General features: G+C 62.4%; 15 protein-coding genes. 8 read left to right on the top strand and 7 right to left on the bottom strand.

Annotated elements, in window-relative coordinates:
• Window positions 1-6 precede the first annotated feature (6 nt).
• Complete coding sequence (locus ABIA45_RS13990) at window positions 7-486, bottom strand: Lrp/AsnC family transcriptional regulator (protein ID WP_198399674.1); 480 nt, start codon at window positions 484-486, stop codon at window positions 7-9.
• 143 nt (window positions 487-629) lie between these two features.
• On the opposite strand from ABIA45_RS13990, the gene ald reads away from it, so the two are divergent.
• The 3 genes from ald to ABIA45_RS13975 all read left to right on the top strand — a co-directional run bounded on the left by ald (window position 630) and on the right by ABIA45_RS13975 (window position 3,402).
• A complete protein-coding gene (gene ald, locus ABIA45_RS13985) occupies window positions 630-1,745 on the top strand; it encodes an alanine dehydrogenase (protein ID WP_157282532.1) in 1,116 nt (371 codons plus the stop codon).
• A 268-nt stretch (window positions 1,746-2,013) separates the two neighbouring features.
• Window positions 2,014-2,232 carry a hypothetical protein gene (locus ABIA45_RS13980; protein WP_157282533.1) on the top strand — a complete coding sequence of 73 codons (219 nt, stop codon included), beginning with the start codon at window positions 2,014-2,016 and terminating at the stop codon, window positions 2,230-2,232.
• Window positions 2,233-2,343: 111 nt separating this feature from the next.
• Window positions 2,344-3,402 carry a YeiH family protein gene (locus tag ABIA45_RS13975; protein WP_404652459.1) on the top strand — a complete coding sequence of 353 codons (1,059 nt, stop codon included), beginning with the start codon at window positions 2,344-2,346 and terminating at the stop codon, window positions 3,400-3,402.
• Window positions 3,403-3,459: 57 nt separating this feature from the next.
• On the opposite strand, the gene ABIA45_RS13970 is transcribed toward ABIA45_RS13975, so the two are convergent.
• The 6 genes from ABIA45_RS13970 to ABIA45_RS13945 all read right to left on the bottom strand — a co-directional run bounded on the left by ABIA45_RS13970 (window position 3,460) and on the right by ABIA45_RS13945 (window position 10,228).
• A complete protein-coding gene (locus ABIA45_RS13970; RefSeq protein WP_404652457.1) occupies window positions 3,460-5,448 on the bottom strand; it encodes a phospholipase D-like domain-containing protein in 1,989 nt (662 codons plus the stop codon).
• A gap of 234 nt (window positions 5,449-5,682) precedes the next feature.
• Entirely contained in the window at window positions 5,683-6,555 is an 873-nt protein-coding gene (locus ABIA45_RS13965) for an ABC transporter ATP-binding protein (RefSeq protein ID WP_271545141.1), read from the bottom strand.
• Window positions 6,552-7,463 carry an ABC transporter permease gene (locus tag ABIA45_RS13960; protein WP_036005583.1) on the bottom strand — a complete coding sequence of 304 codons (912 nt, stop codon included), beginning with the start codon at window positions 7,461-7,463 and terminating at the stop codon, window positions 6,552-6,554. The genes ABIA45_RS13965 and ABIA45_RS13960 overlap by 4 nt, the downstream gene beginning before the upstream one ends.
• Window positions 7,460-8,875, bottom strand: coding sequence for an ABC transporter substrate-binding protein (locus ABIA45_RS13955; RefSeq protein WP_271545140.1), 1,416 nt, complete (start codon window positions 8,873-8,875; stop codon window positions 7,460-7,462). Before ABIA45_RS13955 ends, ABIA45_RS13960 begins: the two co-directional genes overlap by 4 nt.
• 182 nt (window positions 8,876-9,057) lie before the next feature.
• Window positions 9,058-9,831 carry a Crp/Fnr family transcriptional regulator gene (locus ABIA45_RS13950; RefSeq protein ID WP_271545139.1) on the bottom strand — a complete coding sequence of 258 codons (774 nt, stop codon included), beginning with the start codon at window positions 9,829-9,831 and terminating at the stop codon, window positions 9,058-9,060.
• 100 nt (window positions 9,832-9,931) lie between these two features.
• The gene (locus ABIA45_RS13945; protein ID WP_271545651.1) at window positions 9,932-10,228 is read right to left on the bottom strand and encodes a gamma-butyrobetaine hydroxylase-like domain-containing protein; all 297 of its coding nucleotides are present in this window, start codon (window positions 10,226-10,228) and stop codon (window positions 9,932-9,934) included.
• A 206-nt stretch (window positions 10,229-10,434) separates the two neighbouring features.
• On the opposite strand from ABIA45_RS13945, the gene ABIA45_RS13940 reads away from it, so the two are divergent.
• From ABIA45_RS13940 to ABIA45_RS13920, 5 genes are all read left to right on the top strand, one after another.
• Complete coding sequence (locus tag ABIA45_RS13940) at window positions 10,435-11,262, top strand: ferredoxin--NADP reductase (protein WP_404652455.1); 828 nt, start codon at window positions 10,435-10,437, stop codon at window positions 11,260-11,262.
• A gap of 48 nt (window positions 11,263-11,310) precedes the next feature.
• Window positions 11,311-13,053 (top strand): fumarate reductase/succinate dehydrogenase flavoprotein subunit, encoded by a 1,743-nt coding sequence (locus tag ABIA45_RS13935; RefSeq protein ID WP_271545137.1) that lies wholly within the window; start codon window positions 11,311-11,313, stop codon window positions 13,051-13,053.
• 32 nt (window positions 13,054-13,085) lie between these two features.
• Window positions 13,086-13,319 (top strand): ferredoxin family protein, encoded by a 234-nt coding sequence (locus ABIA45_RS13930; RefSeq protein ID WP_007593252.1) that lies wholly within the window; start codon window positions 13,086-13,088, stop codon window positions 13,317-13,319.
• A gap of 2 nt (window positions 13,320-13,321) precedes the next feature.
• Entirely contained in the window at window positions 13,322-14,299 is a 978-nt protein-coding gene (locus tag ABIA45_RS13925) for a HEAT repeat domain-containing protein (protein ID WP_404652453.1), read from the top strand.
• A 112-nt stretch (window positions 14,300-14,411) separates the two neighbouring features.
• Window positions 14,412-15,584, top strand: a complete 1,173-nt coding sequence (locus ABIA45_RS13920; RefSeq protein ID WP_404652452.1) for a fumarylacetoacetate hydrolase family protein — start codon at window positions 14,412-14,414, stop codon at window positions 15,582-15,584.
• The last annotated feature ends 314 nt before the right edge of the window (window positions 15,585-15,898 follow it).

Here is a 15,898-nt window from a genome sequence, read left to right as displayed (position 1 = left end):
ACGAGATCAGCGCTTCGTCTCGCTGAACACCACAGTCGGTACCGCGCGGTTGACGATCTCGCGCAGCGCGAAGCTCGATTGCACCCGCGCGACGCGCGGCAGGCGGGACAGCTCGGTGCGGTGGATGCGCTCGAAATCCTGGATGTCGCGGGCGAGCACGATCAGGATGTAGTCGTCCGTCCCCGACATCAGGAAGCAGCGCACGACGGAGGGACATTTCGTCACCTCTGCCTCGAACGCCTTCAGTGCCTCGTCGCTCTGGCTCTCCAGCGCGATGCGAACCAGCACCGTGGTGGTGAGGCCGAACTGGCCGAGGTCGAGCGCGGCCTGGTAGGCCTGGATGTAGCCGTCATCCTCCAGCGCCTTCTGCCGCCGCGCCAGCGCCGTGCTCGACAAGCCGATCTTGTTGGCAAGCTCGGTGTGGCTGGCTCGCGCATTGGTCGTGAGTTCCGCGAGGATGGCGAGGTCTTTCCGGTCGAGGGCCAAGGTTTCGTTTCCAGCGTCAAAGGACGATTTCGCGCCGGAAACCGGCGCGGGCGCCGCCAAGGTAGCGGATATTTGCACGAAACCAAACCGACCCTCTCGCTACGATCAACAATGGAATCAAAGCATTGGCGAGGGAGATCAAGATGCGCGTCGGAGTGCCCAAGGAGATCAAGCTGCAGGAATATCGCGTCGGGCTCACCCCAGGTGCGGTCCGCGAATACGTTGCCGCCGGGCACCAGGTGACGGTCGAGAGCGGCGCCGGCAGCGGCATCGGTGCGTCCGACGAGGTGTACCGGCGGGCAGGGGCGTCCATCGCCGAGACCGCTCGCGAGATCTTTGCAAAGTCCGACATGATCGTGAAGGTGAAGGAGCCGCAGAAGAGCGAATGGGCTCAGCTTCGCGAAGGCCAGATCCTCTTTACTTACCTTCATCTTGCACCGGATCCCGAGCAGGCCAAGGGCCTTCTTGCTTCGGGCTGCACCGCAATCGCCTATGAAACTGTCACGGACGCGAGCGGTCACCTCCCGCTGCTCGCCCCGATGAGCGAAGTCGCCGGCCGCCTTGCCGTCGAGGCCGCCGGCGCCGCGCTCAAGCGTTCCAGCGGCGGCCGCGGCCTGCTGCTCGGCGGCGTGCCCGGCGTGCAGCCGGCACGCGTCGTCGTGCTCGGCGGCGGCGTGGTCGGAACGCAGGCGGCGCGCATGGCCGCCGGCTTAGGTGCCGAAGTCACCGTGATCGACCGCTCGATCCCGCGCCTGCGCGAACTGGACGATCTGTTTGTTGGACGCGTGCGCACCCGTTTCTCCACCATCGAGGCGGTCGAGGACGAGGTGTTCGCCGCCGACGTCGTGATCGGTGCCGTGCTGGTGCCCGGCGCCAGCGCGCCGAAGCTCGTCACGCGCGCGATGCTGAAATCGATGCGGCCGGGAGCCGTGCTGGTCGACGTCGCGATCGACCAGGGCGGCTGCTTTGAGACCTCGCACCCGACCACCCACGCGGAGCCGACCTACGAGGTCGATGGCGTCGTTCACTATTGCGTCGCCAACATGCCGGGAGCGGTGCCGGTGACCTCGAGCCAGGCCCTGAACAACGCGACGCTGCCGTTCGGCCTGATGCTGGCGAACAAGGGCTTTGCGGCGGTCTTGGAGAATCCGCATCTGCGCAATGGGCTCAACGTGCATCGCGGCCGGGTGACGAACAAGGCGGTGGCGGAGAGTCTGGGGCTGGAGTTTGCGCCGGTAGGGAGCGGACTGGCGGCGTAGCGAGATGGGCCATCGTCGGTGCGGCGCCATCAACCGACTGGAAGATGGCGCTGCCGCCGTGCTCCCGAGCCCCCGGGGAATCCCGACGCGGTGAAGGCGTTGTGACCGGAGCGGCGGTGTCCAAATAGGCGGAAAGAAGAAAACTATTGCCGCGGTCCTGTCAGGAGGAAGGAGTTTCCCCTTCCGAGGGCAAAAACGCCAATCGCTTCCATTGCTGTTTGGAGCCGAAACGACGACATTTCCGCCAGAAACTGGTGGATCGGCAGCCATGGAACGCACTGGATTTGAGCCCTTCGGCGAGCAACTGGCGTCCGCAACGGACACCCAGCCGAAGTCGCGTGCCTCCAAGCTCCTGCTGCGCGCCGGCACCACCCTGTTCTGGTCGCTGGTCGCGGGCATCGTGCTGGCCCGCGCGGCCTTCTTCGAGCCGGGCATCTATGACGGCTTCAGCCGCGTCGCCTCGCTGGCCAAGAACCTCATCTTCTGAGGCCGTTTATTCCGGGCTGAGGACAGAACTTCTCTCGGTCCTGATATGTCGAAAACATATTCCCCAATTGAATTGCGCTGCGTATAAATCTTTCTCCTCCGGGAGAGATTTGTGTCGCAGAATCAAGCATCCAGCCCGGCCGATTCCAAGCCGGCCACCGCCGCGGGCCGTATTGCGGCGCTGATTCCGGGCATCCTCCTCTGCGTTCTCGTGGCCGGTGTGTCGGCCCTGCTCGAGCGGGCCGAACTGGGCATGTTCGAGCACCCCTATGTCGAGGCGCTGGTCATGGCGATCCTGCTCGGCATGGCGGTGCGCAGCTTCTGGAAGCCGGCCCCACGGTGGCAGGCCGGCATCGCCTTCAGCGCCAAGCAACTGCTGGAAGTCGCGGTGATGCTGCTCGGGGCCTCCATCAGCTTTGCCGCGATCGCGGCTTCCGGCATTGCGCTGCTCGCCTCCATCGCCGCGGTCGTCGTGGTCGCGCTCTGCGTCTCCTTCGGCCTCAGCCGGCTACTCGGCCTGTCGACGCGGCTGTCGATCCTGATCGCCTGCGGCAACTCGATCTGCGGCAATTCCGCGATCGCTGCGGTGGCGCCCATCATCGGCGCCAGCAACGACGAGATTGCATCCTCGATCTCCTTTACGGCGATCCTTGGCGTGATGATGGTGCTGGGCCTGCCGCTGCTGATCCCGCTGCTGCAATTGTCCGCAACGCAGTACGGCATTCTCGCCGGGCTCACCGTCTACGCGGTGCCGCAGGTGCTCGCCGCGACGGTGCCGGCAGGTCTCGTCTCAACCCAGATCGGCACGCTGGTGAAGCTGACGCGTGTCCTGATGCTCGGCCCGGTCGTCGTCGGCCTGTCGCTGGTCGCTTCGCGCTGGCAGAGCGATGCCAAGAAAACCAGCGTCGGCTTCTTCCGCCTGGTCCCTTGGTTCATCCTCGGCTTCCTTGCGCTTGCGACCCTGCGCTCGCTGGAGATCGTGCCGGCGACAGTGGTTGGCCCCGTGACGACGATCACGGGTTTTCTGACGGTGGTCTCGATGGCCGCCCTCGGCCTTGGCGTCGACGTGCGCGTGCTCGCCAATGTCGGCGGCCGGGTGACGGCGGCCGTGACGCTGTCGCTGATCCTGCTGCTGGGGATCAGCATCGCGCTGGTGCACTGGTTCAAGTGATAACGGTTGTTGCCGCGAGGGCGAAGCCGCGACGCCTCTGAGAGCCGTCCACAGGTCCTAGCGCGCAAAATACCTCATCAGTTGTCCCTTCTTGTGCTCGACGTATCCGTCCTGCCAGTCGGCGTCCGTTTCCAGGAAGCCCGACCAGCCCTTCTTACCCTTACGTTTGCGCTCGCTCTCGATGGCCCGGAAGCGGTAGTGGTCGTAAACATCGAGGATATGGACTGCATAAGCCTCAGCCAGAGCGCGGTTGCCGCTGACGATCAGCATGTTCTCGTCGTTTGAATAGGAGGCCTTGTAGCCCAGATTGTGGCTGCCGAGGATGACATGACAGTCATCCCGACGGGGATCAATGACGGCCAGCTTGTCATGGATGATTGCTCCAATGGCTCCCTTGGCCGTCAACTGTTCTGCCCCGAAGTCGCCGAGCAGATTGTGGTCGTCAATGCGTGAGGCGCGAACTATCGATATGTTCTTGTCATCAAATGTCGCCGGCGATTCGCCTTCTTCCACGACTTCACCATCCTCGTCCTTCTTCTTGCCGACATAGTTCGGCATCGCCATCGGGCTCGAAACGGCACCACAGATCAGCAGCGAACGATCGTGTAACCCGATGTTGATGACTTCACCGATGATGCAGTCTTTGCCTTTCTGCCCGGGGTAAAAAGCAAGGAATAGAATCGCCTCCTTGGCGCTCCGCATTAACTTGTAGGCATCGGTTAGGTCGGGTGGTGTAGGGGCCGGTTTCGTCTTGGACGTCGGTTTCTTGCGTTGTGGCATATTGGGAGAGAACCAAGCGCGGAGTGTCGTGCCGTTCCCTGCGTCGATCTCTTCGGGTGTAGCATTGTCCTCCCGGAACTTGTCGCCCTGTTGGTTGTCTTTCATCGCCTTTCCGAACGGCCTTGGAAGCTTCAGTTGATCCTTCTTCATACGCTTCCAGTAGTTTAGGTATGACCCGGCGATGGCGTCGTCCTCGATCAGCAGCGCGTTATTCGTCTGTCCGGCGATGCCGGTGGAGGTCCAGTTGGTACTGCCGGTCAGCACGGAACGGTTTCCGCCTCCCGGCGGGACGTGGACGACGAACTTGTTGTGGCCGATGTGAATGGAATTGTTGAACATCCGGTGCTGTACATCGACACCTTCATCAATGAGACGCTTCCGCGCCGGCCTGTTGCGCTCATCCCATTTCTTGTCCTTTCCCGCCGACGTGTTCGATAGGATGACGTGTATACGAGACTTGTTGGCGACGAGAATGTCTTCGAGTTCACGATCTTCCAGTTCATACAGCCCGAGATAGAACCTTCCCTCGCGGTCGAAGAGTTCGCGGATCAGCGGGATGACGTCGCCCGCGAGATATTTGCGATGCGGATCATTGGGGTTTTCCAGCTTGTCTATTAGCTCGTTTGGCTTGATGACGCCGTCATCGAGCAGCACGTTGCGCAACCACTGCGCAGCCAGGATGCCGTTGGTGAAGGTCGAGCGGAATGGACCACGCCTGCTGGTGACATGGATATCATTCGATTCTACCGCGTCCGCGAGATAGCCGAGCGGACGCTTCGGTCCTTCATATGCTTTGACGCGGATCTTGACGGGCTTGCCGTCGGGACCTTTCACCGGGCGGCCCTTCTTGTCCCGCTTGACGATGTCGGCAAAGTCGATCCCGTTCGGCGGAACGGGTTGGAGGCCGGGGCGCAGGTCACCGACAGGCCGAATTTCGTAACGCACCCGAACCTCGTCAGGCCTGCGTGTCGCACCGTCGCGCTTCTTGCGGAGGGTAAGGTCCCTCCAGGCGAACTTCTGTACCGGCCAGACGCCGGTGTCCTGCGGGATCCAATGGGGATTGCGTTGCCCCTTGAAAGAAACCCAAGCCGCGCATTTGACCCGATCTTCCTTGCCATCGGCGCGTCGCTTCACAACACCGCTTTCGTCCACATAAACACGAGTGACTTCGAAGCCGAGACAATCCTTAATCTTGCCGTCGATATTCCACGCAACGTAAGCGACCTCGTTGTTCGCGTAGCCGCGAACGGAAATGATTTTGCCCATGGCGCAATTCCCTCAACCCGCAAGATACGAAAAGCGTATCTATGGACAAGAATAACCAAAGGTTGTGTGGCTTGGGGAGGTTACCTGTCCTCGTGCGGCAAATTGCCACTTGGTCCTTGCGAAGAGGGCGCCGGCCCGTGAAACGAAGCGGTCGGCGAGTTCAAGTCCGCGTCACATTCCGCCCGAGGCGGTCGCTTCCTCCGGGCAGCGTGGGGGGAAGCAGGAGCGAACCTGCTAAATCACGTCCGCGAGCGAGTGGCCGTGCAGCTCGATGTTCAGCCCCTGCATGCCCAAGTCGTTGATCTCGCCGCCCATCGCCTTCAGGCTCTCTTCGCGGATCAGCGACATCAGCCCGCGGCGGAGCGCCAAGAATTCCGACGACATCATCATCGATTGCTGCCGCGGCCGCTCCAGCGGGATCGGGATCTCCGCCTTGATCGAGCCCGGCCGCGCAGTCATGCAATAGACGCGGTCGGACAGGAAGATGGCTTCGTCAATGTCGTGGGTGACGAACAGCACCGAGATCTTCAGCCGCTGCCACATATTGGTGAGGATCTGCTGCATGATGACGCGCGTCTGCGCGTCGAGCGCGCCGAAGGGCTCGTCCAGCAACAGCACTTTCGGTCCCGTCGCGAGCGCGCGGACGATGCCGACACGCTGCTTCATGCCGCCGGAGAGCTTTTCCGGATAATGCTTTTCGAACGCTTCGAGTCCCGCAAGCCCCAACAGCGTGCGCGCGGCGCGTTCGCGCTGCGAGCGCGGCATGCCGCGCATCTTCAGGCCGAACTCGACGTTCTCGCGCACGGTCTTCCACGGAAAAAGAGAATATTGCTGAAACACCATGCCGCGTTCGGCGCTCGGACCGTTTACCCGCTCGCCGTCGACGGTAACTACACCGGTCGTCGGCCTGAGGAAGCCTGCGACCGCATTGAGCAGCGTCGACTTTCCGCAGCCGGACGGGCCGACGATCGACACGAACTCGCCGGGCCGCACATGTATCTGCGTGTCGGTGACGGCCTGCACCGCGCCCTCGATGGTCTCGTAGGCGAGGGAGAAGTTCCTGACTTCGATGTGGCCTTTTGGGCTGTTCGCTAGCACCTCGCTCATGTCGATCTCCACGGCATCACCAATTGCCCCGCGCCCCGGATCAGCAGGCTCGACCCGAGGCCGAGCACCCCGATTGCGATCATGCCGAGCGCGATGTCGGCATATTGGACCAGCGAATAAGCTTCCCAGGTGAAGTAACCGATGCCGTACTGACCGGAGATCATCTCGGCCGCGATCAGCGACACCCAGGCGACGCCCATGCCGACGGTGAGGCCGGTGAAGATGTGCGGCAGCGAGGCTGGGAAATAGACCTCCCGGAAGATCGAGCGTTCGCGCGCGCCGAGACATTGCGCGGCGCGTACCAGCACGGGGTCGACCAGCGACATGCCGTGCAGGGTGTTGACGAGAATCGGGAAGAACGAACCGAGGAAGGTGATATAGACGATGCTCTGCTCGTTGGTCGGCCACAGCATGATCGCCATCGGCACCCAGGCGATTGCCGGGATCGGCCGCAGCACTTCGGCGACCGGGAAAATCACCTCATGCACCAGCTTGAAGCGCCCCATGATCAGGCCGAGCGGCACGCCGACGATCGCCGCGAGCGAGAATCCGATGAAGATGCGCCGGCAGCTGAGCAGGATGTGCATCAGGAATTTAGGATCGTGAATCGCCTTTATGAAGCTGTCATAGACCGCGAGCGGCGAGGGCACGTTGGTGAAGCGCACGAAGAACACGACCCGATAGGTCGTGAGCAGATGCCAGACCAGCAGAAAGGCGAGCAGCGAAATCACGCCGATTGCCGCCGCGCGCAGACCTGCCCGATTGAGCCGGTACCAACGCAACCCCAGTGTGGCGAAGGAAGGCGGCGTCGAAGGCCGGATGATGGCGGCGGGCGCTGAGCCCGCCTCAGCAAGTGCTGTTGCCGGCATGCTGTCCTCAGGCTGTCTGACGAGGGCGGGGCTGCTCACGTCTTGCCTCCGCCGACGGCGGCCTTCATCGCTTCATCGAAGCCGAGCACCTTGCCGCTGATCTTGGCGGCGTAGGCTTCGGCATCCTTCTTCAGCAGGAACGGGGCGACCTCGCTATTGCCGACCGCGAAGAAGGCCTGATCGGCGAACAGCTTGATGCCCCGAGTGGTATCGAAGACATAGGCGACGTTGATCTTCTGGCCCTTGGCCTTGTAGTCGGCATAGGCGCTGAGCGTGCAGCTGGCGGACGAGAAGGGCATGATGCCGGCACCGTCGACCCAGACTTCGCCCGCCTTGCGCGGATCGGTGATGGGCTTCTTGCAGAAGCTGTCCTCGCCCGAGATCTCATAGTTGTTGGTGCTCGCGAGCTGGGCGTCGTAGTCGAGCTTCATTTCAGCATAGGCCTTGCGGATGTATTTGTCGTCGACCCATTTCTTCGGATCGAACTCCTTCATGCGGCCGAGATTCTGCAGCACCTTGACGTCGGTCGTGGCCGCATCGATCAGCGCCGGCTTGATCGTCGGATCGGTCGTCATATTGCCGCTGGGCCCTAAGAAGATGTAGACGACCTCCTTGTTGATGCCGGTCCATTCCTGGATCTTCTCGGCGGCCAGCTTGGGATCCGCGCGTAGCCACTGATTGGCGGCGATTAGCGCCTTGAAATAGGCGACGACGACCTCGGGATATTTTTCGGCGAAGTCGGTGCGGACCACGATGCCATGGAAGGTCGGCAGGTTCGTTTCGACGCCGTCGAAGATCTTTCGCGCGAAGCCGCGGAACGGCAACAGCTCGGCGAAGGGGACGAAATCGGCGTGCCCGTCGATCTTCTTCTCCTGCAGATTGGTCGAGCCGACCTCCGGGCTCTGGCTGACGAGCTGGAAGAAATCGGACGAATAGCCGCGATCCTGCATCGCTTTCAGCACCATGCCATGCGCGGCGGAGCCGAAAGGCACGCTGACGAGCTTACCCTTGAGATCGGCGAGGTCGAAATAGGGTGAGTCCTTGTGGACGACGAGGCCGTTGCCCGAGCCGGACAGGCTGTAGGCGGCGATGCCGACGAGGCGGCTCTTGCTCTCCGGATTGCTCTCGAAGGTGAATCCGTTCACGATGAGCGGATAGTCGCCCATCATGCCGATCTGCAGCTTGTTCGCCATCATCGCGTTGGTGACGGGCGGACCGGAGGTGAAGTTCTGCCATTCGAGCTCGAACTTGATGTTGGCGTATTTGCCGTCCTTCGGCAGGTACTTCTCGAGCAGTTGCAATTGGCGGATGACGACGCCTGCGGTGACCGTGTTGGTCGTGGTATCCTGCGTTCCGATCCCGAGCTTGACGGTTTCCGCAGAAGCCGGCTGCGAGACGAGCAGCGCCAGAGACGACATCGCGATCGAGAGCGTGGGAAGATGGCGGACCATTCTCATCCTCATTCGGTTGGATGTGCTGTGGGTGCCATGATTGGGGGAGGGCGCAGGCAGGGCAAATCCGGAGTGGCCGCCGCAGTCGATTAGTTGCCGGGAAAAGCTGATTGCATACTCCTTGGGCAGTCCTGCATTATAAAGCCGCTTGGCTGTGCACCGGCCATGGTCGCGGGCCCCCTTCAATCCCCCGCCTGGCCGCGCATCTCCTCCAGAATGTCGGTCCGGCAGACCACGATCTGCGAGCGTTTGGTCAGCACGATTCCCTTCTCCTGCATCCGCTTCAGGCTGATCGTGACCCATTGCCTGGTGGCGCCGACCATGTGGGCGATGTCGGCGTGGGTGAAGGCCGCGGCGATCACGGTGCCGTCGGGATCCGCGACGCCGTAGAGCTCGACGAGATGCAGCAAGAGATGGGCGAGGCGCTGCGTGATCGAGCGCGTCCCCAGCATCTGGGCCAGCGCCGAATAGCATTTGCCCTTGAACGTCAGGCCTTCGATCAGGCCAATCGCGAGGTTCGGGATCTCTGTAGCAAGGGACCGCAGTTCCTTTCCCGGCAGGTGCACGACGCTGCAATTACTGGAGGCAACGCCGGACCATTGATGCACGGTGCCTTCGAACACTTCGGGACCGCCGACGAAGTTGCCAACATGCCAATAGGCCAGCGTGATCTCGCGTCCGAGTGGCGAGGTGTAGAACACACGGATGCGGCCGCTCTCGATCAGCCAGATGCCGTCATGCTTGCCGCCCTGGCTAAAGAGCGTCTGGCCGCGGTTGAGCACCTTGCGGCGGCCCTGCTTCAGCACCAACTCCCGCTCGCGCGGTGAGAGCTTGTCCATCAACGGTGGTGGACCGCCGATCCATTGCTGGTTCTCGGTGAGCAGGAGCGAGGAGCTGCCGGCAGGCCGTATCGCTGCGGGAACAGCCCCGCGCACCGCATTCGCCGCCTGCAACATCGCCTGCCTCCCGAACGTTCAAATCGTTCTAAAGAGGAGCAATGTCTGTGCCAGATGGGGGCAGTCGCCTCGCGCGGGGAAAATGACAGCGAAGACCGGGTCAACGCCCCGCCAGGTTCAACAGATACGACTTGGGATATATTCCCCGGTTGTGCCCATCCGAAAACGAGATGTTCAGCCCATAGCCGAGATCGCCGATGTCGGTGATCGCAATCCCCGGAAACGCTTTGGGGAAGCGGCCGTCGAAGCGGGCGCGGGTGCAATGGGCGCATTTGCAGGAGAGGCGGAGTGTTTCGGCGGAAACGTTGAGCGCGTCGTCCTGCGTGGTGCGGACCAGGAGCGAAGCGAGATCGGCGCTGGCTTCGTAGCCGGCCACGGTCGGTGCCACCAATGTCATCGTCATGAGGAACCTCTGACTTCATTCTACGTCGAGGCAGGAACGCACGAATAGCAACTAATTGCCGGTGCGGGCGGGATCGCGAGCCTGCTCTTCGAGCAACCCACGCGAAAATGTGAAACTAATCCACCGGGAATTTCACTTCCGAATTGCCGGACTCTCCTCTCTCCGAAACCTTGCGCGTCATCGATGACCAAGGAGAGACGATGAGTGCATTTCAAAAGGAAACGGTTCTGTCGGTCAGGCACTGGACCGATTCCCTGTTCAGCTTCACCGCGACGCGCGATCCCGGCTTCCGCTTCCAGAACGGCCAGTTCGCAATGATTGGTCTGGAGGTCGGGGGTAAGCCGTTGATGCGGGCCTACAGCATGGCCAGTGCCAATCACGAGGAGGCGCTCGAATTCTTCTCGATCAAGGTGCACGACGGCCCGCTGACCTCGCGCCTTCAGAAGATCAGGGAAGGCGATATCATTCTGGTCGGGCGCAAGGCGACTGGCACGCTGATCACCGGCAACCTCATTCCGGGAAAACGCCTGCTGCTGCTCTCAACCGGAACGGGCCTGGCGCCCTTCGCCAGCCTGATCAAGGACCCCGACGTCTATGAGAATTATGAGACCATCGTGCTCGCCCATGGCTGCCGCCAGGTCTCGGAACTCGCCTATGGCGAGCACCTCGTCGAGGGCCTCCGCAATCACGAATTCTTCGGCCCCTTGATCGGCGACAAGCTCGTCTACTACCCGACCGTCACCCGCGAGCCGTTCCGGAATCGCGGCCGCATCACCGACCTGATCGTCTCGAACCAGGTCTTCGAGGATATCGGACAAGCGAGCCTCGACATCGAAACGGACCGCATCATGCTGTGCGGCAGCCCGGCGATGCTCGAGGAACTCCACGCGATGTTCGCGGCGCGCGGCTTCGTCGAGGGCAATCATAGCCAGCCCGGTCATTTCGTCATCGAAAAAGCCTTCGTCGAGCGCTGCGCTACAAATCGCGTCCTAGCGACAACTAATTGCTATCGCGGCGACGCCCCCTGAACAAATCTGACGCAAAGGCGCCGGCTACCGGCGAACCAGGAGCAAGCGATGGCACTAGATCAGATCGTCGACGGACTTTCGGAGGTTTCCTGCGATGTGCTGGTGATCGGCGGCGGCACGGCCGGCCCGATGGCGGCACTGAAGGCGAAGTTGAAGAACCCGAAGGCCAATGTCGTCCTGCTCGAGAAGGCGAACGTCAAGCGCTCCGGCGCGATCTCGATGGGCATGGACGGGCTCAACAACGCCGTCATCCCCGGTTACGCGACGCCGGAGCAGTACACCAAGGAAATCACCATCGCCAATGACGGCATCGTCGACCAGAAGGCGGTCTACAAGTACGCCCAGAACTGCTACAACATCATCGAGGAACTGGACAGCTTCGGCATCCGCTTTCTGAAGAACGAGAACGGTGACTACGCCGTCAAGAAGGTGCACCACATCGGCACCTATGTGCTGCCAATGCCGAACGGCGAGACCGTGAAGAAGGCGCTGTATCGTCAACTCCGCCGCGCCCGCATCCTGATCTCCAACCGCTACATGGCGACGCGGCTGCTCAAGTCGACCGACGGCCGCATCGCCGGTGCAATCTCCGTCAACACCCGCACGGCCGAGATGCTGGTGATCAAGGCCAAGGCCGTGATCCTCTGCATGGGCGCCGCCGGTCGCCTCGGCCTGCCGACCTCCGGCTATATGTTCGGCACCTACGAGAATGCCGCCAATTCCGGCGACGGCTACGCCATGGCCTATCACGCCGGCGCAGCGCTCGCGAACCTCGAATGCTTCCAGATCAACCCGCTGATCAAGGACTATAACGGCCCGGCCTGCGCCTATGTCGCCGGCCCGTTCGGCGCATATACGGCAAACAACGAAGGCTCGCGCTTCATCGAATGCGACTACTGGTCCGGCCAGATGATGCTGGAGTTCTACAACGAGCTCCTCTCCGGCAAGGGTCCGGTGTTCCTCCAGCTCAAGCATCTCCACCCCGACACGATTTCCGAGATCGAATCCACGCTGCACAAGGTTGAGCGCCCGACGCGCGGCCTGTTCCAGCAGGGGCGCGGGGTCGACTACCGCAGCGAGTCCATCGAGATGCATATCTCCGAGATCGGCTTCTGCTCCGGCCACAGCGCGTCAGGCGTGTTCGTCGACGACAATGCCCGCACCACCGTACCCGGCCTCTATGCCGCCGGCGACATGGCGAGCGTCCCGCACAATTACATGCTCGGCGCCTTCACTAACGGCTCGGTCGCCGGCATCGACGCGATGGAGTTCGCCGACAACCATGATTTCGCGGAATTCGACGCGGCCGACGTCGCCATGGAACGCCACCGCGTGATGGCGCCGACCAAGCGCGAGGACGGCATTCCGCCGAACCAGATCGAGTACAAGACCCGCCGCCTGGTCAACGACTACCTCCAGCCGCCGAAGGTCACGCGCAAATATGAGCTCGGCATGCGGCGGCTCGCCGAAACGCGTGAGGATATGCAGGAGCGCATGATCGCGCGCAACGCGCACGAATTGCTGCGCGCGCTCGAAGTGCAGTCGATCATGGACTGTGCCGACATGGCCGCACACGCTTCGCTCTACCGCGAAGAGAGCCGCTGGGGTCTCTATCACTGGCGGACGGACTTCCCGGAGAAGGACAACGAGAACTGGTTCTGCCACACGCTGCTGTCCAAGCAGGACGGCAGGATGACCAGCGAGAAGCGCGCAGTCGAGCCCTATGTCGTGCCGATCGCGGACGACGAGAAGGATCTCTACGACAAGCAGCGCATTCGCGCCTCGGCATGACCCACCAAAACATAACCAACAGGAGACATCACATGCCTCTCGCGTCCTATCAGACATCGGTTCCGGTGGTGGTCGACGACGCCAAATGCATCGCGGACAAGGGCTGCACGGTGTGCGTCGATGTCTGCCCGCTCGACGTGCTGCGGATCAGCGACATGACCAACAAGGCCTACATGGCTTATGACGAGTGCTGGTATTGCATGCCCTGCGAAGCGGATTGTCCGACCGGCGCCGTCACCGTCAACATTCCCTATCTGTTGAGGTGATCATGTCGAGCCCGTTCGAATCATATGACGATCTCGAGGACGCCGACGAGCGGCTGCAGGCGGCCGATCCCGCCGAACGCCGCGTCGCCATCATTGCACTCGGCCATTCCGGCGATCCCGCCGCGGTCGCACATCTCGCCAACATGGTCGCCGATCCCGATGCCGGTGTGCGCCAGCAGGTCGCGATGGCGCTCGGCGAGTTCGACGGACCGGAGGCAGCAAGCGCGCTGGTGAAGCTGTTGGTCGATCCCGAGAGGATTGTCGCGGCGGCTGCGGCCGACAGCATGGCTGAATTCAAGGATCCCGCCTGCGCCGACGCGATCCTGCCGCTGGTCAGGCATACCCACGCTTTCGTCCGCATGGGTGCTCTGCGCGCGCTCAAGGAACTGCGCCGCAGGGATACACTCAAACCCGCGCTGGAAGCGCTCCAGGACCCTGACGCCGCCGTGCGTGTGCAGGCGATCGGCGTGATCGGCTTCCTCAAGCTGGAGGAATCCATTCCGGCGCTGACCGCGCTGATCAACGATCCCGATGCCCATGTGCGCCGTGCCGCCGTAAGCGCATTGGCCTTTTCGCAGATGAAGCCGGCGGCGGAGACCATCACCCGCGCGCTGAAGGATGCCGACTGGATGGTCCGCGAGATGGCCGCGGAGACGCTGGGTCTCAACGTGAATGGTGCAATCGCGGCTGATCAGCTCGTCGCTTGCCTCGCGGACGAGTTCTGGCAGGTGCGGCTGAAGGCGATCCGCAGCCTTGGCAAGATGAACATCGAACGCGCGGTGCGGCCGATCGGCAATTGCGTCAATCACGACCAGGCGAATTTGCGCAAAGAGGCCGCCGCCGCGCTAGGCGAGATCGGCCATCCAGACGGCGAGGCATTCCTGGCCGTGATCGCCGACGATCCTGATCCTGATGTCCGCAAGAATGCGCGCTGGGCGCTGCATCAGATTGCGGCGCGAAAGGCGCGTGCAGGGGCATAATTGCACGGCGCACCGCCGCTCTGGACTTCCAGCGCCAGACGTTTATTGGTCTTCGCTAACGGGAACGGGCGCTGCGAATGCGGCCGTTCCTTAGAACAGCGAGGACGCGGCCATGACGACATTGACGGTAAAGGACCTTCTCCCCGAGGACGGCACGAAGGGGACGCTGGTCGGCCGCGTCTGGCTGCCGCAGGTCAACGGTCCGGCCGTCGCCGCGGTGCGCGGTGACGGTGTGTATGACGTCACAGCAGAATTTCCGACCATCAGCGCGCTCTGCGAGACGGACGATCCCGCCAAGGCGCTTGCCGCCACCAAGGGCGAGCGCATCGGTGATCTCGAGGCGATCGTGGCCAACACCCCGCCGGACGTGCGCGATGTCCAAAAGCCCTGGCTGCTCGCGCCCGTCGATCTCCAGACTCTGAAAGCCGCTGGCGTCACCTTCGCGATCTCGATGCTGGAACGTGTCATCGAAGAGCGCGCCAAGGGCAACCCTGCCTCGGCCGAAGCGATCCGGAAAGAGGTGACGCGCCTGATCGGCGATGATCTGTCAAAGCTCAAGCCAGGCTCGGATCAGGCGATGCACCTGAAGCAGGTGCTGATTGATCAGAACGCCTGGAGCCAATATCTCGAGGTCGGCATCGGTCCGGATGCCGAGGTCTTCACCAAGGCGCCCACCTTGTCGTCGGTCGGCACCGGCATGGACGCCGGCCTGCATCCGAAATCGACCTGGAACAATCCCGAGCCCGAGCTCGTGCTGTTCGTCTCGAGCCGCGGCAAGATCGTCGGCGGCGCGCTCGGCAATGACGTGAACCTGCGCGACTTCGAGGGCCGCTCGGCGCTGCTATTGTCGAAGGCCAAGGACAACAACGCGTCCTGTTCGATCGGCCCGCTGCTGCGCCTGTTCGACGACACCTTCACGCTCGACGACGCGCGCAGGCTCGACATCAGCCTGAATGTCACGGGCACGGACGGCTTCGTTCTCGACGGCCATTCCTCGATCAGCAAGATCAGCCGCGATCCGACCGATCTCGTCGCGCAGACCATCGGCAAGGTGCATCAATATCCTGACGGCTTCGTGCTGTTCCTCGGCACCATGTTCGCACCCGTGAAGGATCGCGATGCGCCGGGGCAGGGGTTTACGCACAAGCGCGACGACATCGTCACCATCGCGGCGCCCCAGCTGGGCAAGCTCGTCAACCGCATGCGCACCAGCGACGAGTGCGAGCCGTGGACGTTTGGCATCGGCGCGCTGATGAAGAACCTGGCGCAACGGAAGCTGATCTAGCTCGGGCCTCCTTCGCCTCTCCCCGCGCGCGCGGAGAGGCCTGATTGCATCGGAATGCAATCAGGGTGAGGGGGCTCTCCACGAGTCAATCTGCTCGAGACACGCGCAGCTCCATCCATATCGTCATTGCGAGCGTAGCGAACCAATCCAATCTTTACGCGGAGGGATCCTGGATTGCTTCGCTACGCTCGCAATGACAGGAGGGGTGAGGCTGCGAGTGCGTCTGTCACCGTCCTCGCTGAAACGCCCTCATCTTAGCCTTCCCATATTTTTTCATCTTTTCGTTGCATTTCTGGAACAAAATCGCGCTGAGC

The organism is Bradyrhizobium sp. USDA 336, assembly GCF_044908355.1.
GTDB classification, from domain to species: domain Bacteria; phylum Pseudomonadota; class Alphaproteobacteria; order Rhizobiales; family Xanthobacteraceae; genus Bradyrhizobium; species Bradyrhizobium yuanmingense.
Note: the sequence above shows the minus strand (reverse complement) of the source record. Positions and strands in the feature narration are given on the sequence as shown.